This window comes from Halobacillus sp. ACCC02827, assembly GCF_030291935.1.
GTDB lineage: Bacteria > Bacillota > Bacilli > Bacillales > Halobacillaceae > Halobacillus.
On the sequence record NZ_CP128168.1, the window covers coordinates 1,483,086 to 1,505,378 of the forward strand.

At 47.9% G+C, this 22,293-nt stretch carries 28 protein-coding genes; 18 read left to right on the forward strand and 10 right to left on the reverse strand.

Annotated features, from left to right (window positions below; translation table 11 throughout):
• Window positions 1–88: 88 nt before the first annotated feature.
• The 4 genes from QRD89_RS07945 (at window position 89) to QRD89_RS07960 (ending at window position 3,506) form a co-directional block, all read left to right on the forward strand.
• A complete protein-coding gene (locus QRD89_RS07945) occupies window positions 89–928 on the forward strand; it encodes an ABC transporter ATP-binding protein (protein WP_026577552.1) in 840 nt (279 codons plus the stop codon).
• On the forward strand, window positions 925–1,614 hold the full coding sequence (locus QRD89_RS07950) for an ABC transporter permease (RefSeq protein WP_286096699.1): 690 nt from the start codon (window positions 925–927) through the stop codon (window positions 1,612–1,614). The genes QRD89_RS07945 and QRD89_RS07950 overlap by 4 nt, the downstream gene beginning before the upstream one ends.
• A 66-nt stretch (window positions 1,615–1,680) precedes the next feature.
• Window positions 1,681–1,827, forward strand: coding sequence for a hypothetical protein (locus tag QRD89_RS07955; protein ID WP_008639914.1), 147 nt, complete (start codon window positions 1,681–1,683; stop codon window positions 1,825–1,827).
• A gap of 146 nt (window positions 1,828–1,973) precedes the next feature.
• On the forward strand, window positions 1,974–3,506 hold the full coding sequence (locus tag QRD89_RS07960; RefSeq protein WP_286096700.1) for a UDP-N-acetylmuramoyl-L-alanyl-D-glutamate--2,6-diaminopimelate ligase: 1,533 nt from the start codon (window positions 1,974–1,976) through the stop codon (window positions 3,504–3,506).
• A gap of 48 nt (window positions 3,507–3,554) precedes the next feature.
• Here QRD89_RS07960 and QRD89_RS07965 read toward each other — a convergent pair whose 3' ends face one another.
• Genes QRD89_RS07965 through QRD89_RS07980 form a run of 4 tightly spaced genes read right to left on the reverse strand, consistent with a single transcriptional unit; the run spans window position 3,555 to window position 7,572 of the window.
• A complete protein-coding gene (locus tag QRD89_RS07965) occupies window positions 3,555–5,030 on the reverse strand; it encodes a phytoene desaturase family protein (RefSeq protein ID WP_286096701.1) in 1,476 nt (491 codons plus the stop codon).
• On the reverse strand, window positions 5,027–6,139 hold the full coding sequence (locus QRD89_RS07970) for a glycosyltransferase family 2 protein (protein ID WP_026577549.1): 1,113 nt from the start codon (window positions 6,137–6,139) through the stop codon (window positions 5,027–5,029). The genes QRD89_RS07965 and QRD89_RS07970 overlap by 4 nt, the downstream gene beginning before the upstream one ends.
• Before the next feature lie 19 nt (window positions 6,140–6,158).
• Window positions 6,159–6,821, reverse strand: a complete 663-nt coding sequence (locus QRD89_RS07975; protein ID WP_286096702.1) for a lysophospholipid acyltransferase family protein — start codon at window positions 6,819–6,821, stop codon at window positions 6,159–6,161.
• Complete coding sequence (locus QRD89_RS07980) at window positions 6,802–7,572, reverse strand: carotenoid biosynthesis protein (protein WP_008639898.1); 771 nt, start codon at window positions 7,570–7,572, stop codon at window positions 6,802–6,804. Before QRD89_RS07980 ends, QRD89_RS07975 begins: the two co-directional genes overlap by 20 nt.
• A 389-nt stretch (window positions 7,573–7,961) precedes the next feature.
• Here QRD89_RS07980 and QRD89_RS07985 point away from each other — a divergent pair, with 389 nt between their 5' ends.
• Genes QRD89_RS07985 through QRD89_RS07995 form a run of 3 tightly spaced genes read left to right on the forward strand, consistent with a single transcriptional unit; the run spans window position 7,962 to window position 8,608 of the window.
• Window positions 7,962–8,186 (forward strand): DUF1659 domain-containing protein, encoded by a 225-nt coding sequence (locus tag QRD89_RS07985; RefSeq protein WP_026577546.1) that lies wholly within the window; start codon window positions 7,962–7,964, stop codon window positions 8,184–8,186.
• Window positions 8,187–8,206: 20 nt separating this feature from the next.
• Window positions 8,207–8,419, forward strand: coding sequence for a DUF2922 domain-containing protein (locus QRD89_RS07990; RefSeq protein WP_008639894.1), 213 nt, complete (start codon window positions 8,207–8,209; stop codon window positions 8,417–8,419).
• Window positions 8,420–8,470: 51 nt separating this feature from the next.
• Entirely contained in the window at window positions 8,471–8,608 is a 138-nt protein-coding gene (locus QRD89_RS07995) for a YvrJ family protein (RefSeq protein WP_008639892.1), read from the forward strand.
• A 73-nt stretch (window positions 8,609–8,681) separates the two neighbouring features.
• Here QRD89_RS07995 and lepB read toward each other — a convergent pair whose 3' ends face one another.
• The gene (gene lepB / locus QRD89_RS08000; protein ID WP_008639890.1) at window positions 8,682–9,203 is read right to left on the reverse strand and encodes a signal peptidase I; all 522 of its coding nucleotides are present in this window, start codon (window positions 9,201–9,203) and stop codon (window positions 8,682–8,684) included.
• 294 nt (window positions 9,204–9,497) lie between these two features.
• Here lepB and QRD89_RS08005 point away from each other — a divergent pair, with 294 nt between their 5' ends.
• A complete protein-coding gene (locus QRD89_RS08005; protein WP_008639888.1) occupies window positions 9,498–9,665 on the forward strand; it encodes an aspartyl-phosphate phosphatase Spo0E family protein in 168 nt (55 codons plus the stop codon).
• Between the two features lie 147 nt (window positions 9,666–9,812).
• Here QRD89_RS08005 and QRD89_RS08010 read toward each other — a convergent pair whose 3' ends face one another.
• Window positions 9,813–10,967: an aminotransferase A gene (locus tag QRD89_RS08010; protein ID WP_286096704.1), complete on the reverse strand. Its 1,155-nt coding sequence runs from the start codon at window positions 10,965–10,967 to the stop codon at window positions 9,813–9,815.
• 108 nt (window positions 10,968–11,075) lie between these two features.
• Between QRD89_RS08010 and QRD89_RS08015 the strand changes: the two genes are divergently transcribed.
• The 5 genes from QRD89_RS08015 (at window position 11,076) to QRD89_RS08035 (ending at window position 14,441) form a co-directional block, all read left to right on the forward strand.
• Complete coding sequence (locus QRD89_RS08015; protein ID WP_008639884.1) at window positions 11,076–11,222, forward strand: FbpB family small basic protein; 147 nt, start codon at window positions 11,076–11,078, stop codon at window positions 11,220–11,222.
• Window positions 11,223–11,336: 114 nt separating this feature from the next.
• Window positions 11,337–12,194: a patatin-like phospholipase family protein gene (locus QRD89_RS08020; protein ID WP_286096705.1), complete on the forward strand. Its 858-nt coding sequence runs from the start codon at window positions 11,337–11,339 to the stop codon at window positions 12,192–12,194.
• Window positions 12,194–12,892, forward strand: coding sequence for a DNA alkylation repair protein (locus tag QRD89_RS08025; protein WP_062513288.1), 699 nt, complete (start codon window positions 12,194–12,196; stop codon window positions 12,890–12,892). Before QRD89_RS08020 ends, QRD89_RS08025 begins: the two co-directional genes overlap by 1 nt.
• A 54-nt stretch (window positions 12,893–12,946) precedes the next feature.
• Window positions 12,947–13,351, forward strand: a complete 405-nt coding sequence (locus tag QRD89_RS08030; protein ID WP_062513290.1) for a hypothetical protein — start codon at window positions 12,947–12,949, stop codon at window positions 13,349–13,351.
• Between the two features lie 184 nt (window positions 13,352–13,535).
• On the forward strand, window positions 13,536–14,441 hold the full coding sequence (locus tag QRD89_RS08035; RefSeq protein WP_062513292.1) for a chemotaxis protein: 906 nt from the start codon (window positions 13,536–13,538) through the stop codon (window positions 14,439–14,441).
• A gap of 60 nt (window positions 14,442–14,501) precedes the next feature.
• Here QRD89_RS08035 and QRD89_RS08040 read toward each other — a convergent pair whose 3' ends face one another.
• The 3 genes from QRD89_RS08040 to QRD89_RS08050 form a co-directional block, all read right to left on the reverse strand.
• A complete protein-coding gene (locus QRD89_RS08040) occupies window positions 14,502–14,720 on the reverse strand; it encodes a hypothetical protein (RefSeq protein ID WP_008639876.1) in 219 nt (72 codons plus the stop codon).
• Between the two features lie 68 nt (window positions 14,721–14,788).
• On the reverse strand, window positions 14,789–15,256 hold the full coding sequence (locus QRD89_RS08045) for a YkyB family protein (RefSeq protein WP_008639875.1): 468 nt from the start codon (window positions 15,254–15,256) through the stop codon (window positions 14,789–14,791).
• A 263-nt stretch (window positions 15,257–15,519) separates the two neighbouring features.
• Window positions 15,520–16,380: a metallophosphoesterase gene (locus QRD89_RS08050; RefSeq protein WP_286096706.1), complete on the reverse strand. Its 861-nt coding sequence runs from the start codon at window positions 16,378–16,380 to the stop codon at window positions 15,520–15,522.
• 145 nt (window positions 16,381–16,525) lie between these two features.
• On the opposite strand from QRD89_RS08050, the gene fadH reads away from it, so the two are divergent.
• The gene (fadH, locus tag QRD89_RS08055) at window positions 16,526–17,290 is read left to right on the forward strand and encodes a 2,4-dienoyl-CoA reductase (protein ID WP_286096707.1); all 765 of its coding nucleotides are present in this window, start codon (window positions 16,526–16,528) and stop codon (window positions 17,288–17,290) included.
• Between the two features lie 72 nt (window positions 17,291–17,362).
• Here the strand turns inward: fadH and trhA are convergent, their stop codons facing one another.
• Window positions 17,363–18,001 (reverse strand): PAQR family membrane homeostasis protein TrhA, encoded by a 639-nt coding sequence (trhA, locus tag QRD89_RS08060; RefSeq protein WP_026577540.1) that lies wholly within the window; start codon window positions 17,999–18,001, stop codon window positions 17,363–17,365.
• 256 nt (window positions 18,002–18,257) lie between these two features.
• Here trhA and cbpB point away from each other — a divergent pair, with 256 nt between their 5' ends.
• The 4 genes from cbpB (at window position 18,258) to QRD89_RS08080 (ending at window position 22,254) form a co-directional block, all read left to right on the forward strand.
• On the forward strand, window positions 18,258–18,728 hold the full coding sequence (gene cbpB / locus QRD89_RS08065) for a cyclic-di-AMP-binding protein CbpB (protein WP_008640437.1): 471 nt from the start codon (window positions 18,258–18,260) through the stop codon (window positions 18,726–18,728).
• 87 nt (window positions 18,729–18,815) lie between these two features.
• A complete protein-coding gene (locus QRD89_RS08070) occupies window positions 18,816–20,297 on the forward strand; it encodes an MDR family MFS transporter (protein WP_035387996.1) in 1,482 nt (493 codons plus the stop codon).
• Window positions 20,298–20,358: 61 nt separating this feature from the next.
• Window positions 20,359–21,078: a 2,3,4,5-tetrahydropyridine-2,6-dicarboxylate N-acetyltransferase gene (gene dapD / locus QRD89_RS08075; RefSeq protein ID WP_026577538.1), complete on the forward strand. Its 720-nt coding sequence runs from the start codon at window positions 20,359–20,361 to the stop codon at window positions 21,076–21,078.
• 60 nt (window positions 21,079–21,138) lie between these two features.
• Complete coding sequence (locus QRD89_RS08080) at window positions 21,139–22,254, forward strand: N-acetyldiaminopimelate deacetylase (RefSeq protein WP_026577537.1); 1,116 nt, start codon at window positions 21,139–21,141, stop codon at window positions 22,252–22,254.
• The last annotated feature ends 39 nt before the right edge of the window (window positions 22,255–22,293 follow it).

A 22,293-nucleotide genomic window follows, 5' to 3' on the forward strand; every position in this document is an offset into this window, starting at 1 on the left:
TGCTCTTTTCGTGTGAATAAGGAGGAAGGCGACCTCCGTTTCTATTACGATGTAATCAGATCACGAAAAGAGGAAGGGGAAAACGATAGTGATAACAATGGAGAAAGTCGTTAAGTCATTCAAACAAAAAACGGCGTTGAATGAATTGGATGTTCAAGTAAGTAAAGGGGAGATATTCGGGTTTCTGGGTCCGAGTGGATCAGGGAAAACGACCACCATTAAAATCCTGACAGGTCAGATGGTTCCTGATCAAGGCTCAGCCCGCGTTTTTGGAATAGATTCCATTAAAATTAAAGAACCGCAGCATTTAAGGAATATTGGAATCATGACAGACAACAGCAGTTTATATGAGCGTTTGTCCGTATGGGAGAATTTGAAACTGTATTGTAAGCTGTATGACATTCCTTTAAAACGGGTGGATGAGGTGCTTTCCATCGTCGGACTGACCGGTACAGATAAGGAGACAGTGGCCGGGCTGTCCAAGGGGATGAAGCAGCGCATTCTGCTTGCGAGAGCAATCCTTCATGAACCGAAACTGCTTTTCTTGGATGAGCCGACTGGAGCGCTTGATCCTCTGAATACCCGTCATATTCATGAAGGTCTCCGTACGTTGAGGGACAATGGTGCTACGATTTTTCTGACGACGCACGATATGGAAGAGGCTGAGAGCCTGTGTGACCGCGTCGCATTTCTTAGTGATGGAAGAGTCAAAGAAATAGGCAGGCCGGATGTGCTCCGCCGGAAGTACTCTGACTCGACGCTTGTCCTGGAGTTAACCAATGGGACTCAAATCCAGCTGGATCATACGAAGGACAGCGCCAAAGAAGTGTTTCACTATATGCATACCGAACAGGTTGCAAGCATCCATACAAAAGAACCGAGTCTTGGAGACGTATTTATGACAGTAACGGGGAGGCATTTAGTATGACAGGAAGTGTGCGAAGAATTTACGCAATATTCGAGAAAGATTTCAAGGACTTATCTAAAAATCTTTATGTTTTATCGTCTTTGCTGATCCCCGTCCTTTTGGCTTTTCTTATGCGTACGGCAGAAGGAGTCCAGGATATGGTTTATTATATGATTATCAACCTTACTTTTGCAGCTGTCGGAACGTTTCTTCAGTCCGCCATGATTGCAGAAGAGAAGGAGAAGAATACCCTGCGTGGTTTGATGTTGTCCCCAGCCTCTACGACGGAGATCCTTGTAGGGAAGAGCCTGCTTACCGCGTCGATGACATTTCTGCTTCTTTTATTGTCGCTGCGAATCTTAGGCAAAGGTCTTACTTTTGATGGAATGTGGATGACGGCTTTCCTATTGCTGTTTCTCTTTTATATTGCTTTCGGAACGGTGATCGGGCTGTTGTCCCGTTCATTAATGGAGGCGTCTGTTTTCATTGTGCCCGTCCTGCTGATCTTTGGAATGGGCTCGATGTTCCAGGCATGGATGGATAAATATGAATTTCTCGGCTTCCTTCAGTACTTCCCTAATTTTCTGATGGAAAAGGCCGGAGCGGCAGATGGTTCATGGCAGAGTGTCTCCCTGCTTGCCTTATGGGCATTAGCTGCTGTATTTATGACGGTGGTTGTCTATCAGAGAAGCACGCGGGATGACTGACTATGTATAATTATCCGGTCAAAATGGAATACTTCTTCTTGACTACAATGTCTTAGGAGGTTTCCCGTGACGGAGAAATATTTGGTTTATCACCAGTTGAAATCAGGAGTTGTCAAACAGGTAGCTGTCATGGCTTCCCATAAGGAAAAAGCCCGTGAAGAGCACTTGAAGACGGATCCTAAATCCAAAATCACCCACATTCGTTTAATTTGAGAAACCGGGAAGCATCTGCCTTCACGGTTTTTTCTTATTCGTCAAAATCCGCGTACATACGTTTCATATTCCATAAACCCGGGTATGTATCTGATATTGAATGCTTTCACTTAGTAAAGCATAGATTGATACTAAAGGGTGATACCATGAATAAGAATATTTTCCGACTGGATGACATCCTGACAGGAACATTTATAGGTCCTGTGGAGCAGAGGATTGTAGACGTCGTCTATGATTCCCGAGAAGTAAAAGACGGAGACGCATTCGTCTGTATCGCGGGTGAACATTTGGACGGTCATCGATATATAAAGCAGGCAATCAGTAATGGAGCACGGACGATCATCGGTACGGATGCAGGGGAAATCCATACATACGTGCATGACTATCCTTATCATAGTTTTGTTATCGTCGAAGACAGCAGAGAGGCGCTCGCCTGGATGGCGGCTGCCGTATGTGGAAATCCCGCTCGGTCTCTGCATACGATCGGCGTTACCGGTACGAATGGAAAGACGACGGTGTCGGCTTTCATCTATTCCCTTCTTAATCACCTGGAATGTCGAACAGGATCCATCGGTACGGCCGGCATTTGGGACGATCAGCAGAAAACAACGTTTAAACAGACGGTACCGACGACCCCGGAAGCGCCTGATATTCAGCGCGTACTCCGTTATTTCCGTGAGAGGGACATGCAGGCAGCTGTCATTGAATCGACGTCCATTGCGATGGAGCAGAAACGCTTGGATACCATTCTTTTCGATGTAGCGGTCCATACCAATCTGACTCCGGAGCATCTGGAATTCCATAAGACGATGGAAGCTTATAAAACAGCCAAAATCAAGCTGTTTAAGCAGGCGGAAACTGCGGTCATCAATGTGGATGACCCGGGTATGTCCGGGGACTTGCTCCGGGAATTCAGCGGTAAACGATTGACTTATGGAATGAACGACGAAGCGGACTTGCGGGCGGAGGATGTCCAGCCCCATCTTCAAGGGACGTCATTCCGACTCCGTGCATTCGGCGAGACGCACGAAATAATGGCACCGGTTTATGGACTTTATAATGTCTCCAACCTGATGGCCGCGATCGGCGCTTGCTTGCTGCTCGGATTCCCTTTGAAGAGAATACTTACAGGAGTGGATAAGATTAAACGCCCCGAAGGACGTTTTCAATTGGTAGATCGGGAAGCACCTTATCAAATTGTTACCGACTACGCTCATACACCGGATGCGCTTGAAAAAGTACTTGGTGCGGTAGAAGGACTGCCTTACCGCCGGTTAATCGTGATGATCACGGGAATTGGATTGCGTGATCCGAAGAAGCGTCCACTCATGGCAAGTGTAGTGGAGGGACGGGCGGATGAAATTGTCGTGAGTGTAGATCAGCCCGGGCATGTGGATCGTCGAAGCATTATCGATGACGTGCTGGCCGGCTTCCGGCAGCCTGACGCCCCGACTATTCATCCGATGCTGCATAGAGAAGACGGAATCCACAAAGCGCTTGATTTAGCGAAGCCGGGAGATGTCGTTCTTTTGACCGGAATTGGATTCGGCGGCTATCAAATCATTGGTGACGTCAAGGTCCCCTACGATGAACTGGCTGTGATCGATGAATACTTCCAGCGATCCGGACATGCGAAGGTTATAGAACAGCGGAATAAAGTACAGACAATCGATCGATAAAAGAAGGCCCACCCTGTTCTATCTCATAACAGGGTGGGCCTTCTTTTGTTATTCCATTTCAACAATCCTTCCAATGATCTTATTGGCAACGTTCTGTCCGCTTAAGACAACCATCGGAGATCCGCCGCCCGGATGCGTGCTGCCACCGCAGAACCACAGGCTTTCGATATCCTGTGACTTGTTGAATGGACGCATGAACGCCTGTGCCCGGGTGTTGGAAGAGGGGCCGTACAGCGACCCTCTATGTGCGCCGAACTGGTTCTCGATATCGGCAGGGTCCATGACCATCTCGAACGCGGCATGCTTGCGGATCGGAATCTGATAATGCTCCAGCTTGTCGTAAATCTTTTCTTTGTAGGCCTCTTTATCATAATGCTTGTTTCCTCCTGCTCTGATTGCAGGGGCATTGACGAGAAGGAAGCAGTTGTCTCCTTGCCTGGAAATGCCGGGATCTGTTTTGGAGGAAGTGGATATATAGATAGTCGGATCTTCTGGGTACTTTCCGGATTTCAGAGTCTGGAACTCTTCTTTATAATTCTTGGAAAAGAAGAGGTGATGATGGTGAAGCCGGTCCAATTCGGTATCCAACCCTGCCATAATAACAAAGGCCGATATAGAAGGATCAAAACGACTGATCCGTCGGTTGGAGAGGGAAGGGCGTTCCGAGTCTGAAAGCAGCTCGGGAACAGATTTGAGCAGGTCACCGTTTACAATGACGTGGTCTGCTTCATAGTAACCATCTGCTGTTTCCACGCCTTGCACGCGCTTGTTTTTCGTATGGATCTTCTTCACCTCGGTGCCGCTGTAGAGAGTCACTCCGACGTTTTCTGCTGCCTTTACGAAAGCTTCGGCGATCTTCGTATTGCCGCCCCTCACGTAGTACACACCGTCGTTCCACTCCAGATGAGCAATCATAGCGAATGTCGCAGGGGCACGGTAAGGATCGGACCCAATATACGTGGAATAACGGTTTAACGATTGGATAACGGCAGGATTTCGGAAATATTTTTGGAAAAAGTGGTCCATGGACTCAAGCGGCCGTACTTTTGCCGTATTCAAAGCAAGGGCAGGGGATAGATAATCCTTCCACCCGGAAAATGTACGGTGGAGAAAATGTTTTCGGGACAGCTGATACAGCCGTTCGATTTCCTGGAGAAAGGAATCATAGTTCTTCATGCCGAAAGGATCCAGCCGCCCCAACTGCTGCTTCATATACGCTTGATCGGTGGAGAAGTCGAACGTAGAACCATCAGGGAAGTCATTTCTCGTGTGGTGGACGACGTGGATAAACGGAAGTTCGAGGTCCGGATCCAGTCCACCCTGTTTAATGACGTCCCGAAAAACTTCCGGCATGGTTATGGTGTTCGGACCGAAATCGAAGTGGTACCCTTCTTCATCCACCGGCATCATCTTTCCACCGAAATGGCTGTTTTTTTCAAAAAGCGTGACGTCCGCCCCGTGCTTGGCTAACGTTACGGCAGCGGACAAACCTCCGAGTCCGCCACCTATAATGCTGACTTTCATAAGTAGGATCTTCCTTTCCATTGATAAGATTCGCCCCGTTTATGAACCGCCATCGAAGCAAAGAGAATAGCGATTAACAGCACGATGGCGACTGGCAGACAGAACGAAAGCCACAGCGGGTGGCCGGTCTTTACATCGGTGTACATCTTGAAAGCGACCGTCAATAAGTAAGGGAGCAGGTAATAGACAGGAGCACCGAAGAGGACGGTTACAGCGAGAAACGCCGGCAGAAGAAAAACGGCCGTATAAAAGACGGAAAGACCGACGGCCATGACGGTCGAGCGCCCGATTCCTGTAAAGATGTTCTTCTTAAAACCAGCCCACGTTTCTGCGGAAGAATCGTACATATAGGACAGGACCGATCCGGTAATGTTGACGAGTATCATTCGATACCCGTGCTTTTTGATCTGTCGTGCGATATGGACATCTTCCACCAGCGAGCCTTTGACGGATCGGTGGCCGCCGATTGCTTGGTACGCTTGCTTCTCCACCATAAGGAAGATGCCGCATGCCGCGGTGAACATCGGCTTTGTTGTCCGATTGGCTACAAATAATGGGAGATGAAGAAGAACGATCATATGCTGAAGCGGCACGAGCATATGACTTAAGAAATGGAAGTTCGGATACCGCGGAAAGCCGCTCACCATGGCAGCGCCGTGCTTTTCCATCGTTGCCATGGTCCGTTCGATGACATCAGGAGCGACCCTTGCATCGGCATCCAGGAACAACAAGTAGTCCCCTGATGCCTGTTCAGACAACTGATGGCAGGCGTGGACTTTGCCGTTCCATCCTTCCGGCAGGTCGTTTCCTTGGATGATCCGGAAACGGGTGTCGTTTCCTGTACAGGAGACGAGCAGGTCATAGGTATCATCATCCGAGTGATCGTCGAGCAGGATCACCTCCAAGTTGTCATATGTCAGACGCTTCAAAGACTCTGTCAGCCCCTTGACATTGGCCGCTTCGTTACGCAGCGGCACAAGAAGGGAGACAGAGTGCCGGGAAGCGTCTCCCTGTCTTTTTTCCAAAGGATAGAGCGACAGGCTGTTAAGCATGGTCCATAGGTTTAAGAAGACAGTGAAGAACAGCAGAACTGTCCATAGCGTCATCATGTATCATTCACCACCTTGATTATAAATTACGGAATGTCCGATGGTCTTCCGTTCGTACTTTCTCCCGCAGACGATCGAGCTGGTCTGTCGCGCACTTCTCGAAATAATTCGTCATTTGCTTTCTATTCAGGGGGAGGTATTCGTTCTCCGGTAAGGGATTTCCTATTTCTATGTATGCGTTCGGTTTCCGTGTATGCTCGAGGCTGTAATAGATCGAGACGGGAACAACTTTCACATCCGGGGTCTTCTCAGCAATATAGGAGATGCCGGAAAAGAATTCGAGCGGTCTTTTCTCCTGATGCTGCTCCTCACCTTGCGGGAAAATCCAGACGGTCCGCTGCCGTTCAAGGAGGCGGATGCTGTATTTCAATGATTCCAACAAGTGTCTGCGATCGGTCTTGTCGACAGAGAAAGCGCCGATGCTGCGGAAGAAGGGGAACCGGCGGATTCCTTCCTCGCCCATCATTCCATAGGCATCCGATTGAACGAGCCGTTCGTTCAGGTGGAAGATGATCAATGGGTCCCACCATGAACTGTGATTGATGAGGAACAGCACGTTACGGCTCGCAACTTCAGGAGGGCTGGCGACACGGATGGATTCAAAGTGTTTTTTTAGGAACCATCGGTTGAATCGTGTAAACCCCCACTCGATGAGGGTGTGCTTACGTGCTTCCCTGAACATCGCCGTCCCTCCATTTATATAAGACATACCATATAACCGTCAGGATTGTAACAAGTGTAATCGCAAAAAACAGTCCGCCTGTCAGTGCGACGACAAGGAACATGAAGACGATCATTAAGAACACATAGCTCATCCGTTTAGGCCACATACCGGTATCCTCCAGTGGTTTAGGGCTCCATAATAAGAAAATCAAGTGGAACACAGCAGACAGGACAAACCATCCGACAAAATTGGAAGCTGGGATATCGTAATAAAGCCCAGGCTCATCCCACAACCAGTATTCCTTGATTTTGTAATTAACAGGATCAAGAATTAAGTCCATCGTTACGGTAACGAGTGAACCAATGATCAGAAAGCTGATGTTCTTAAAAGGTCCTTTCCACGCGGATGTAATGCCACGGGCCATTTCGTGCGAACAGCCCATAACAAGAAGCCAGGCGAAACCGATCGTGATCGGCGTATCGGCGATTTTTAATCCGAAATTATCATTATACGTGTAAGAACCGAAGAGGAAGTCCTGCTCCACGCCGAGGTGCTCCACGTATATACTGACCACAACGATAATAATGCTGTACAGCAGCCCTTTGTATGTACCATACATCTTACAGAAATAGATCCCGCCGACGACCCCTGCCGTAATCAGAAAGACACTGTTTGCCCATTCCAGCCAGGGCGGAAGGATGTCAAACGTTACGAGGATCAGCCCGCAGGCATACCAGAATAAAAAGAAGCGGTAAATAATAGTCGTCATAAAACACCTCATCCACTTTACTAGTTCCGTTATGTATATAGGAGAATCCTTCTATCATCATACCTCATCTAGAAGAAAATTAAACGGAAAAGCCCTCGCGTGGAAGACTTGAATAAGGATAGGGAAATTTCAGAAAATAAAAGGCATGTGCTTTCAAAATTTGTTAAAATAAACAGGTAGAGAGGGGTTGGACTAAATGGAAATGGTCATGTTTGTTGTCTGTTTGGTTATATTGATCTCGTTAATAGGGATGTGCATGTTTGATAGAGGGTAACCCTTCTTAAAAACAGAGGTGCCGGGTCTTTTATAAAAGATCCGGCATTTTTTTTGAAAGACGACACCTCCTTTTTATCCTTCTTCGATTATAGAAGTGAAAGGAGGTGATCAGCATGGCAGTGGAAGCCCACAAACTTGACACAAGGCTGCAGTTGTCTTTTGAAGCAGGGAGAGATCCGGAAGGGAATGTGATCGTTGCCCGTAAATCGTTTAACAACATTAAACTGACCGCGACAGATGAGCAGCTGTATCTTGTATCCCAGGCGCTTGCTCCTCTTCAGAATCGATTGATGTTCCAAGTGGAGCGTACGGATCAGACGGTATTAATCGATGTTTAAAACACAGGAGGAGAGAGTAGATGAAAACACTGGAATTGAAGTTTCTCAATGAAGAGGACAAGGTCGTAACGCTTACGCTGGATGATCCGGTCGAGCCGGCCGATCCAGCGGCTGTTAATGCCGCTATGGACGAAATTATCAACCAGAACTGCTTCTATTCAAGCGGAGGTATTCTGATTGGTAAGAAAGAAGCCCGCATCGTCGAGCGGAATGTGGTGGATATTGAAATCTAAAAGAGCAGGGGTTCCTTGAGGGACCCCCTTTCTATTAAGGGGATGGCGGATATGGAAACGTGGTTGTCGCTGATGGCGGATGTCGGTTTTCCGGTGGCAGTAACGTTCTACTTGCTGCATAGAGTAGAAGGGAAGCTGGACCAGTTGATCGACTCCATACATCGGCTGCCGGAAAAATGGATTCCATAAAAAAGAAAGGCCCGGAGGCTCTATGCCGTCCGGGCCTTTCTTTTTTTATTGGTGTCTTCGCTCACGGAGGGTTTTACTTCGTGAGTCCCCATTCCTGGAATGGGTAAATGACCAGTTCTGTCCGGCCGATGATCTCTTCTTCATCAATAAAGCCGAGACCGTTTCTGCTGTCTTTACTGATCGAACGGTTGTCACCCATAACGAAATATTCGCCTTCCGGTACATCAACGGGACCAAAGTCACGGGTCGCCGTAGCTGCCTCGTCCGTCAAATAGTCCTGTGTTTGTTTTTCGCCGTTTACATACAGTTCGTGTTCTTTAATTTCAACCGTGTCACCCGGTTTTCCAATAATCCGTTTCACATAGCTCTTCACAGGACGTTCGATGATGACGATATCGCCACGCTGCGGCTCGTCTATATAATACACAATTTTATTGAACATGACTCGTTCACCGTTTTGAAGTGTCGGGTCCATGCTGGCACCTTCCACGATGGAAGTTGCAAAGAAGAACGTTCTAAGGATAAAAGCCAGCGTGATGGCAACGGCAATGGCTTTCAGCCACTCCAGCCATTCTTTTTTCGATTGCTCGGACAATCTGATCTTCCTTTCTCGATGAACGCTTTATCACATATATTTTACCATAGAGGATAAGAAATGAAAGGGAAGGGAAGCTTAATTTAATACAGATGTAACAATACCGGCAGCTCGTAGAGGGTATAATGGAAGGGAATATTTGTCGAATTTTAGGAACTTTTTGCATTCGTATTTACAAAGTGAATGAAAATTGAGATAATTCTTCCCGTGCCACGTTGCATACGAACACACATTCTTTCTTTTTAGAAGGAAGAGTGCAATGAAATGGATAGAACAAGTCAGGAGGTAGTCGGAATGCAGATGACCGATAAGGATCCTCGCATAACGAGAGTGGAGATACTCCGGAAAGAAATGACCAAAGTAGCCATGGAAAAAGGACTCTCAAGTAAAGAATCCGTGAAATTAAGCCAGGAATTAGACACCTTACTGAATGAGATACAAAGTGATAAACGTCCGAAATAAAGCATATGGATCCCGTCTATATGCTTTTTTAGCTTATGGAAGAAGTACTTTTCCTAGCGAACGGGCTTCGAAAAAATGAATTACCTTTTTAAGTTTTTTGATCTTCTGGAAAAGCCCATGGATCCAGTCCACGGGCTTTTTGCTGTTTCAATTTTTTTGGAGAAACTTCTCGAGCCGGTCGAGTCCTTCTTTCAGCGTATCCATATGGTAGGCGTAGGAAAGCCGCATAAACCCTTGGCCGGAAGCGGAAAAGGCATCACCGGGTACGAGAGCGAGTTTGGCTTCCTCTACCAGCTGGACAGCTCGATCGAACGTCGTTCTTCCTTCAAGTGGAAATTCCACGAAAATATAGAAGGCGCCTTCCGGTTCAGCGAAGGACAGACCCATTTGGCGCAGCCTTTCGGTCACATAATCCCTCCGTTTCCTATAGGCATCCCTCATTTGTTCGGCGTCCTGCTTTCCGTTTGTCAGCGCCTCTAAAGCTGCGTACTGGCTGATCGATGTCGGACAGGAGACATTGTATTGGTGCACCTTGAGAATATGGGAAGCCAGCCAGCGCGGGGCAAGTAAGTATCCGATCCGCCATCCTGTCATACTATGGGACTTCGAAACACCGTTGATGACGATGACCTTATCTCTCAGTTCGGCATACGAGGCGATGGAGACGTGCGGCCGTTCGTACACAAGTTCACTGTATATCTCATCAGCAATCAAGAAGACATTTTTACCGGCAAGAAAGTCCGCAATATCTTCCAATTCCGGCTCTGTCATCGAAACGCCGGTAGGATTGGATGGGTAAGGAAGAATGACGGCCTTCGTCTTATCCGTCCACGCCCGTTCTATTTCGGCCCGTGTGAGTTTAAAGTTGCTTTTCCTTGTATCGACGGTGACTACCTGTCCGCCTGCCAGGTGCACAAGCGGTTCATAGCCGGGATAGACAGGTCCCGGAAGGATTACTTCATCGCCTGGTTCAAGGATTGTCCGAAGTGTCACATCGAGGGCCTCGGAAGCTCCTACGGTGACAATAATCTCATCTTCCGGTGCATAATTGAGTCGGTAATTCGTCTGTACATGTCTGCTGATCGCTTCTCTTAATGGGAGAATGCCTGCGTTGTGCGTGTAGCTGGTCCGGTCTTCTTCGATGGCTTTAATCCCGGCTGCTTTGATGTTTGCCGGTGTCGGGAAATCAGGCTGCCCGATTGTCAGAGAAACAACATCTTTGTAGCCACTGACCATATTAAAGAACCGTCGTATTCCGGATATTTCGATTTCTGTTACTTTCGTATTGATCCTATGTTTCATCGTTTCTCTCCTTGTAACACATAATTAACAAAATGTTCAAACAATTTAATGGTGCAGCCTTCAGACATTTGGTATACTGCTAAGGAAGAAATGGAAAGGAGAACAGCTATGAGACCAAACCGAATTTCCTTTGAAGATCTTGTAGATCGTAACAAACAGCAGCTTCTGAAGGACGAAGACGCCCTCGAAGAAATCGAGAACAAAATAGATGAAAAGCATGCCAAAAGACTGGAAAAGAAAACGTATGTCAATTGATAACAGTACATGAGAGAAGCGTCCGATTCTGCGGGCGCTTCTTTTTACTTTCCGGAATCATTTGTGGCAGAATGATAATAAGAATATCTTAAAACAAATCAGAAGGTGATTTCAATGGAAAATACGGGACTGGTGCTGGAAGGCGGCGGCATGCGCGGCGCTTATACAGCGGGGGTGTTGGACTACTTCCTGGATGAAAACATCCAATTCCCTTACGTCGTCGGTGCTTCTGCAGGAGCCTGTAACGGCAGTTCTTACGTCGCGGGACAGCGGGGGAGGAACTATGAAGTAATCGTCGAATACGGGAGTCATCCGGAATACATATCTTACAAACGGATGTTCACAAAACGTCAATTGTTTGGAATGGATTTCATATTCGATACACTTCCAAACCAATTGGTTCCTTTCGATTACGATGCGTTTCTTAAACAGGATACGACTTTTGTGATCGGTACGACGGATATGGAGTCCGGGGCTCCGGTGTTTTATGATAAGTATCCTGATAGGAGCAGTCTGCTTCAGTTGATACGTGCTTCAAGCTCTCTACCCATGATCGCTCCAAGCATAGCTTACGATGGCAGGCAGTTGATGGATGGCGGCATAGCGGACCCGATTCCCCTGGACCGCTCGATGGAGGACGGCAATAAGAAGCACGTCGTCGTCCTGACCAGGAACGATGGGTATATCAAAGGAAAGATGAAAGGCGCCTGGTATATGAATCGGAAGTACAAGCAGTTTCCCTTGTTCGCAAGAGCTATGATCGAACGCCATATCAAATACAATCAGCAGCTTAAGCTTTTGAAGGAGATGGAAGAGGAAGGATCGGTCTTCATTATCCGGCCGAAAGAGCCGCTTAAGGTCGGGCGTGTGGAAAAGAACAGAGAACGTCTGCACCAGCTCTATGTTCAAGGGTATGAAGAAGCGAAACAGTCTGCAGAGCTTCTAGCTTCTTTTTTGGGGAAAGAAAGTTGATGAATAGGGCGAAGGTATTGGCCGCAGCTGTTCACGAGGCGCTTGCTTCAAACAAGAACGAGAAAAACAAGAGGCCCATGGAAGCTTATATGAAACACCATTTTTCTTTTTTTGGGATAAAAGCACCGGATCGCCGGCTTCTATGCCGGCCGATATGGAAAGAATACCGGAACATAGAGGAAGCGGAGAGGATGGAGGCTGCGAAACTCCTGTTCGATATGGAAGAAAGGGAATGTCATTATGCGGCTATTGAACTACTGGAGCGCGGCACGAAGAAAACGCTCCCGTCCGCCATCGACGGGTATAAACAACTGCTGGAGACGAAACCCTGGTGGGATACGGTCGATCCGATCGCGTCGAAATTGTGTGGTGCTTTCTTCCTTCGTTACCCCGATTTTCTCCGTCCTGTTACGGAGGAATGGAGCCGGTCGGAAACGATGTGGCTGCGCCGCTCGAGCCTCCTGCATCAGTTGAGATACAAGGAAAAGACGGATCGGGACCTGTTATATCACGTCATCCATGAGTTGAAAGAGGAGCGGGAATTTTTTATCGAGAAAGCAATCGGATGGGCGCTGCGGGAATACAGCAAGACAGCACCGGAAGCCGTCCTTCTGTTTGTAGAAAGTCACCCGCTCCGCCCGCTCAGCAGAAGAGAAGCATTGAAATGGATGAAAGCACAGGGCATGCTGGACGTTTAAGGAAATCTTTCCTTGTTCATAATGGTAGTAATGAGAACAAGGAGATGAACGTACATGAATTTGTCCGAATGGCTGGACCCCTCTATTCTGGATGGAGCAATCCGGATGTTGGACCCTGATCTATTGGGGATATTCGGCCTTGAACCCCACCACGTCCAATTCACACTTGTATTTCTGTTGATGGCGGCCGTCATGTGGGTGATGAAACCCGTAATGGAGTGGATCATCCTTCATAACTGGAAGACTTTTGCAAGCTACCTGGGCAGCAGTCTGACAGTGCTCGTCTTTCTTCAACTGATTGATCGTTATGCGATGAGCGGAAACACGTCGATGCTGCCTGACTTTTTCTGGTCGATTTCCCTGCTTGGCATAAGCAGCTTCGGTTTATGTTATATCCTCTTTCAGGCAGGAAAGCGGAGCTGGAAGAAACTCAGCCGTCGCCACAAAAAAGCAGCTTAGGATGTTTTCTGTGACGACGGACTCTTTGTCATTTACGTGGGAGAATAAGTATATTTGCTTGCATGAATACATGTCATTGAGCCTGAATTCTGGGGCTTTTTTTGTAAGTAGGACTTCTTTTCTAAACCTTCCAGGAAGAATGTCGATATAAGGCATAGATCCGATACAGGAAGGGCGATGAAATGTGAACAAAGAACAGGGAATCCTATTGGAGAGCGGCACCAACGAATTGGAGATTGTAGAATTCGGTATCGGGGGCAACCGCTTCGGGATCAACGTCATCAAAGTCAAGGAGATATTAAACCCGCATCCTATTACGAAAATCCCTCATTCCCATAAGTCGGTGGAGGGAATTATAGAAATTCGTGGAGAGGTCGTGCCGGTGGTGGATGTGGCACACGCCCTGGGTTTCCCTGCCTCGGAAAATCCGGAACGGGATAAATTCATTCTTACGGAATTTAATCAGACAAAAATTGTTTTCCACGTACATACCGTTACCCAGATCCACCGCATTTCATGGAGTGATATCGAAAAGCCTGATCGTATGTATCAAGGGCTGGAGACGCAGGTCACAGGTGTGATCAAGATGGAAGAGGGAATGATGCTTCTGCTTGATTTTGAGAAGGTCGTCGCTGACATTAACCCGGAGTCCAGCATTCACAAAGGGCAGCTTAGGGAACTTGGAGACCGGGATCGGTCGACGAAACGAATTCTGCTGGCAGAGGATTCAGCCATGCTCCGGGCAATGGTTCAGGAGACACTCGGGGAAGCAGGATATGAGCAGACGTTCAGCTTTGAAGACGGCAAAGAAGCATACGATCATTTGGCAGGATTGGCAGAAGAAGGTAAAGTGCTGGAAGAGGAATATCAATTGATCATTACAGACATTGAGATGCCCCGTATGGACGGGCATCATCTGACAAAACTGATTAAAGAAAATGAAGCAATGAGCAAGCTGCCGGTGATCATCTTCTCTTCCTTGATCACCGATGATCTGCGGCATAAGGGAGAAATGGTCGGTGCTGATGCGCAAGTGTCCAAACCGGAAATCGTCGACCTTGTTAAATGGATCGACCATTTTATTCTGTAACAGCTGTAAACGAGGGGCACGAAGAAAAAAAGATGACAAAGGGCGCAAAGCGGCCTCTTGTCATCTTTTTTTATCCATCTCATTCTGTGTGAAAAGCTTATCATGCCAGGCGTAGGCATGCTTGGAGAGTACTTCCGGGTCCTTCCCTGCAGGGGACGCCTGGATGACCTTTTCTTTTTGTTCTGCGGTCAGATGCTCATAGGATGAACGCATTTCCGTCGTGTATTCCATATACTTCTTCAAATGATAAAGAAAGTCTTCCATTGGATCCATCGTCATGGAAATCAGCCTCCTCCTTATGTTTCATTCCTTATTTTTACAGAAGCGAAACATAAGGAGCGGTTTTATCAGCGATCCCTTCGTCTGCGTTGGTTCCACGGACCGCCGGTCGGCTGCCCGAGAAAGCTCGGACTTGTCGTCTGCATGGCATGCATCGGTTTTTTCGGCATTTTCCAATCCAAATAGTGGTAAAGATTCCGCTTCGCTTTCGACAGGGAAAGCTTCGGCTTAGGATTGCGGTAGGACTGGTCGACTTTACCGAGGTGCTTGAGTTGATCGAAATCCTGTTTATGTGCAGGAACGTGGAAGTAATAGCCCCCGACTTCAATCAGGAGAGTCGAATGCTGCTGGCTGAATCTCGGGTGGTCCGAGAAGTGAAGTCCTACTTTCTTCGCGCGGTTTTCCTGAAGGAGTTTTTCGATGGTTTGTTTTTTGATGTCGTATAAGTGCTTTGGTTCCGGAGCTGTCTTGGCATGGCGGTTGACGATAAATAAGGATTCTGCCAATTCCCGGTTCGATAAATGTGTTTCTTTCATCAGTGGACTCCTTTCCATCCAATTCAAACGGTTTTCTATCTATTAGGATTTGACGAAAGGCGGTGTAACGGAAGTTCCCGTCATAGATCCGCCTGGCTGTAAAAGACGCTTTGGTAACGGGCGGATGCATCAGCCTGTCCCTCTCTAGGTAGGAGGAGGATAGAGAGAGCTGTCTTAGTATAACCAACAGGACCTCTCCTACAAGTAAACTTCTTCTAGTGTACCACTTGTATTCGTATGGTTGCATGATTTATGTGTAGTCTTTAAGAATCATTTGATTTCAAGAGAAATAACGAAATTTCCGGCTGACAAAGGAAACGGTAAGGCAGCCGTGTCGTTCCGATGCCTCTGCTCACGTACAAATCGAGTCCCTGTTCCAAGCGGTAATGACCTTCGACATATTTCTCCGCATAGGGAGGGGTGACCATGTACCCGTAAAACGGCAGCTGCACTTGTCCTCCATGGCTGTGACCGGAAAGTTGAAGGTCGATCGGGTAGCGTTGATAGTCGTCGGCTACATCCGGCTCATGAACCATCAGGAGTGTGAATAAATCCTCTGGAATACGGTTCAATGCTTTTTCAATATCCGGTTTCCCCAGCATCACATCGTCCAAACCTGCAAGGGCAAAAGATGCAGACCCATTTCGAATGAGGATGTGTTCGTTCTGCAAAAGTTGGAAGCCGCCCTGGTCCATCACGTCCCGGATTTTGTCTGTACCGTAACCACCATGGTCGTGGTTTCCGTAAATCCAGTACTTCCCGCGTTTAGCTTCCAGTTTCCTGAGCACCTGCACAAGCTCCACAGGATAATCGTACGTGTGGGGTTTATCGACGAGATCGCCGGTAAAAAGCAGGAGGTCGGGCTCGTACCCATTGATGGTCTCTGAGAGCTTGTTTAATTGGTTTATATCATAATGGAACCCGAGATGGGTATCGGAGAACTGGAGAACTTTGAAATTGTGGAAAGCTCCCGGAATTTTCTCGCTTGTAATCGAATAGGTTTTTGTCTGAAGCATGTGAGGCTCGAGATAACGGGCATACGAGTATCCAAAAGCGCCGATCCCGAGAATGCCTGCTGTACCGGATAACACGCGTTTCAGAAAGGTTCTACGACTCATTTTCATAGCAGCACTCCCCCGAATTCTTCCGCCATTATATCACGAAACGAAAAAATAATTCGTCGAAAATACCGCGTTTTTTATAAAATGAACAGGAATTCATTTTATGCGTGTAGAAAGATATGTAAGAGGAAAAGAGGAGGAATTTGTCATGAAGAACGAAGTAGTCATTGTCACGGGAGGATCGAGCGGGATGGGGCTCCATATGGCTAAACGTTTCGTGGAGGCAGGAGCAAAGGTCGCCATTGCCGGTAGAAACGAAGAACGTCTGGAAGCGGCGCGGAAGGAAATTGCACAAGGAAAGGAAGATGACGTCCTTACCATTCAGATGGATGTGCGAGAAGTGGAAGATGCAGAGAGAATGGTCGCTGAAACTGTAAGCGTTTTCGGTAAGGTGGATCATCTTGTTAATAATGCGGCAGGTAATTTCATCGTACCTGCGGAGGATTTATCGCCCAACGGCTGGAATGCGGTCATTAACATTGTACTGAATGGTACCTTTTACTGCAGTCATGCCGTAGGAAATTACTGGATTGAAAACAAAATCAAAGGATCCATTCTGAATATTGTCGCCACATATGCATGGGGAGCAGGGGCAGGAGTTATTCATTCCGCCTCGGCTAAAGCGGGAGTCCTTGCCATGACCCGCACGCTTGCTGTGGAGTGGGGAAGTAAGTATGGTATAAGGGCGAACGCCATTGCCCCTGGGCCGATTGAGAGGACAGGTGGGGCAGACCGGTTGTTTCAGTCGGAGGAAGCGGCGGAGCGGACACTGAAGTCCGTACCTCTGAAGCGTCTCGGAACACCGGAAGAGATTGCGGCTCTCGCAAATTTCATTCTCTCAGAAGCTTCCTACATGAATGGTGAAGTGGTAACGCTGGACGGCGGACAGTGGCTGAACAAACATCCATTTTGATTCACATAGAAAAAGGTTCAGAACCTTCATCCGGCTCTGAACCTTTTTTTATGTGCTGATGGAACGATCACTTCAACCGATGATATAGAAGAATACCGTAAAGAAGTGCAGGATCGACCCACCGAGGACGAACAAGTGCCAAACCATATGGTGATAGGTGAAACTGCGCCATACATAGAAAATTGCACCGATGGAATACAGGACGCCTCCGACGACGAGGTACGTGATGCCGGCGGCTGGAACCTGAGCGGTAAGCGGACCCCAGGCAAGAACGATAAGCCAGCCCATCAGTACATAGAAAACGGTGGACATTACAACAAAACGTTTGACGAAGAATACCTTAAACAGAATACCGAGAACCGCAAGCCCCCATACGATGCCGAACAGAGTCCAACCGAGCGCTCCTCTTAATGGGACGAGCAGAATCGGGGTATAGGTGCCGGCAATGAATAAATAAATCGCCGAGTGATCAAAGATTTCAAACAGGTCCTTTGCTTTCCCTGGAGGAAAACTGTGGACGAGTGTCGAAGAAACATATAAGACGAGCATGGATACACCGTATATCGTCACACTTGTTATGTGCCATGCATTGCCGCCGATACTTGCGAACACAATCAGAAGGACGAGCATGGCAGCACTCAGGACAGCCCCTATCCCGTGCGTCACAGCATTCGCTATTTCCTCGCGTTTCGAGAAGGTGTGTGTCATCATTTCCATCTATTCCACTCCAATACTATCAGGTGTGTTCATTATACGCCTATAAAAGTGATTTATAAAGGGAAGCAGAAAGAAGAGGTTTGATGTTATCCAAATAGTGGGTAATAGATAGTCGTCCGAATGCGTCAGAGAGAGAATTGTCGGAAATTGCGGTTCGTGATCAGGCTTGATCTATGTTAAACTATGTAATGGTTCCTTAGAGCGTCTCTTTCTGCTCCTTCAGATGTTGAACAAAGGAGTGAACATGATTATGGTAAGTATAGAAGAAACAGAAACATTGAGGATCCCTCTCGTATCAGAGATCATGATCCCATCAGAGAAGGTCGCCCACGTGCAGGTAGGCAATCCTTTGGAGCACGCGCTGCTAGTCCTCGTGAAATCAGGCTATTCTGCAGTTCCTGTACTGGACCCTACGTACAAATTCCAAGGGGTGATCAGTAAGACAAAGATACTGGAGGAAACGTTGGGAATGGAAAGGTTCGAGCTTCATCACTTATCGGATATCAAGGTGTCGGAAGTGATGGATAAAGAGGTACCGTGCCTTAAACAGGACGATACGATGATCGATGCCCTTCATAAACTGATTGATTTTCCTTTTGTCTGCGTCACCAATCCGGAAGGCGAATTTGACGGAATCGTCACCCGCCGCACAATACTAAAACAATTCAGCAAACACTACCACGAAACCTTCAAACACACGATGAACGAATCGAATGCATAATACAAAAACTATACCGGAATAGATGGCATCTTCCTGATGTCATCTATTTTTTGTAGTATAGTAAAAGCGATTACATAGATAAAGGGGATGAATCCTTTGCAGAAAAACAGACAGAGAAGGGGACTCGTCCTTGCTTCGATTATGCTTGCCATGTTCCTGGCAGCCATCGAAGCGACGATCGTTTCGACGGCTATGCCGAGCATCGTGGCCGACCTTGGTGGGTTCAGCTTGTACAGCTGGGTATTCTCCGCCTACTTATTGACCAATGCCTCTACGGTTCTGCTGTTCGGCAGACTGTCCGATGTTTATGGTCGAAAACCGATTTTCATGGTCGGAATCAGCTTGTTTTTAACGGGAGCGGTCATTAGTGCACTTTCTCCTTCTATGGAAGTATTGATCGTGGCAAGGCTTGTTCAAGGACTCGGAGCGGGTGCTTTGATGCCGATTGCGACGACGATTGTAGGCGATATCTACACGAAAGAGGAGCGGGCGAAGATCCAAGGCTACCTCTCGAGCGTCTGGGGGATTTCTGCTGTTACAGGTCCTGTTCTGGGCGGTTTTTTTGTGGATATACTCAGCTGGCATTACGTATTTTGGATGAATATACCGCTCGGCCTGCTGGCTCTCGCAGGTATCCTGCTTTTCTTTAAGGAGGAAAAGGTCAAAGAAAAGCGTTCGGTCGACTGGACAGGGTCGCTACTGGTGGTCGTTACCATCAGTACTGTCATGATTATCCTTGTAGAAGGAGGTACGGGACTCGAGTGGAGCTCGCTTCCAATTGCCGGACTTGCTGCTGCAGCTTCAGCGGGGGCTTTGAGTTTTGTCTTTCACGAGAGAAGAATAGCAGACCCGATGATTCCGGTCGAGTTATGGAAGATCCCTTCCATCCGCTACGCCAACCTCACTTCTCTCACGACAGGAATGATTCTGATCGGCGTCAGCAGCTACCTGCCTGCATTCGTCCAGGGAGTAATGGAGCAGTCTGCGACCGTTGCGGGCTTCACCTTGACGACTATGTCGATCGGCTGGCCGATTGCTTCGACGGCTGCAGGACGTCTCATCCTGAAAATAGGATATAGACCAACCGCATGGATCGGAGGAGTTTCCCTTATTATCGGGGGAGCGGTCTTTACCATGCTTACACCTGATAAAGGTCCGTGGTTCGCCGCCTGTGCTTCATTGTTCATCGGGATTGGAATGGGTCTGACGTCGACCTCTTTCATTGTGTCCATTCAAAATGCCGTGCCTTGGAAGCAGCGGGGGATCGCGACAGCAACCAATATGTTCATGAGGACGATCGGCAGTGCCGTGGGGGCGGCACTCTTAGGAGGCCTCCTGAACAGCCGGCTTGCAGGTACGATCAAGGAAGCAGGCTTAGCTGATTCGCTCGGAGTCGATTCCGCCAATTCCCTGCTTAGGGAAGAAAGCCGGGGCGATTTAACGACGGAGGAGCTTCGTGTTTTGCAGGACGGACTCACGGACGGCCTGCACCTTGTTTACATCGGTTTATTGGTGCTCGCCATTGTCAGTTTTCTTTTAATTCTGCAACTTCCGAAAAAAGAGGATTGAAATTAGGCACGGTGCTTTGATAAAGTAAAGGGGGAAAGAAATACATAGAGGAGGAAACAACATGAAGCAGATGGACGCTAATGAAATCATTTCATTCATTTCAAATAGCAAGAAATCAACACCGGTCAAAGTTTACGTCAAAGGGAGCGATCTTGAAAGTATCGAATTCGGAGAAGAAGTGCAGGATTTCGTCTCCGGTACTTCCGGCGTCCTTTTCGGAGAGTGGAAAGTCATTAAATCGGTTCTTGATGCAAACGAGTCTAAGATTGCGGATTATGTAATAGAGAATGACCGCCGTAATTCCGCAATTCCGCTGCTGGATATGAAAGATATCAATGCCCGTATCGAGCCTGGTGCTATCATCCGCGACCAAGTAGAGATCGGAGATGGAGCCGTCATCATGTTCGGTGCCATGATCAATATCGGTTCTGTAATCGGGGAAGGTACGATGATCGATATGAACGTGGTTCTTGGAGGACGCGCAACAGTAGGGAAGAACTGCCACATCGGTGCTGGAGCCGTACTTGCAGGTGTTATTGAGCCGCCATCCGCTAAACCGGTTGTCATCGAGGATGGCGTTGTCATCGGTGCGAACGCTGTAGTACTGGAGGGCGTAACCGTCGGTGAAGGTGCTGTTGTTGCTGCCGGAGCGATTGTAACGGAAGATGTTCCGCCGAATACACTTGTTGCCGGTACCCCTGCGAAAGTTCTTAAGGAAATCGATGATCAGACGAAGTCGAAAACCGAGATCAAGCAGGAACTGCGTAAACTGGACAATTAATTTAACGAATTACTGGGCCTTGCTGGCAAAGCAAGGCCTTTCTTATAAGGAGGAACCACCATGCAGCAAGAGCAGTTGACAGCTGTGCGAAGAGAATTACATCGTATTCCGGAGCTCGGCTTTCAGGAATTTGAAACCCAGCGTTATTTATTGAACTATATTGCTGGGCTTCCTCAGGAGGCTTTGGTTGTTGAGACATGGAGGACCGGAATTTTTGTCAGAGTCAGAGGAACTGTAGGAGCGAAGACAATCGGCTACCGGGCCGACATGGACGGATTACCGTTGACGGAGCAGACCGGCTATGACTTTGCCTCGGAATACCCGGGGAGGATGCACGCGTGTGGACACGATTTCCATATGACCATCGCGCTCGGGGCTCTCACCCGTCTGGCGGAAAAGCCGACAGAAGATGATGTCGTGTTTCTTTTCCAACCTGCAGAGGAAGGGCCGGGCGGTGCGGAGCCGATGATGCAGGCGGAGGAAATGAAATCCTTCCGTCCGGACGTCCTGTTCGGGCTTCATATTGCACCGGAACTGCCTGTCGGGACAGTATCTTCCAAACCAGGTCTCCTGTTTGCCAATACAAGTGAGCTGTTTATCGATTTTCACGGACTTGGAGGGCATGCAGCATTTCCGCATCTGACACGGGATATGGTGGTCAGTGCCAGTACATTCGTGACCCACTTGCAGCAGATTGTCGCGAGAAGAGTCGATCCACTGGACAGTGCCGTCATCACGATCGGGAAAGTGGAAGCAGGCACGGTGCAGAACATCGTCGCTGAAACGGCCCGTCTGGAAGGGACGATCCGTACATTATCACCGGAGGCGATGGACCGGGTGAAGAAAGAGATCGAAAAAGTGGCCACAGGATTTGAAATTGCTGATGACTGTCGAATTCACATCGATTACGGATCAAACTACCATCAAGTATTCAATAACGACACATACGTGAAGCAGTTCCGAGGAATTGTAGAACAATCGGATTACCAATACAAAGAAGCTTTGATGGCCATGACAGGAGAAGATTTTGGATATATGATCAAAGAAATTCCTGGTTTTATGTTCTGGCTCGGTGTAGAGTCTGATGCCGGCCTGCATCATGCAACGCTGAAACCTAAAGAGACAGCACTCACCGTCGGTGTGGATGTTGTCGAACAAACGATCCGCGGACTATAGATACCCATGCATACCTGCTATATACAAGCAAACAATAAA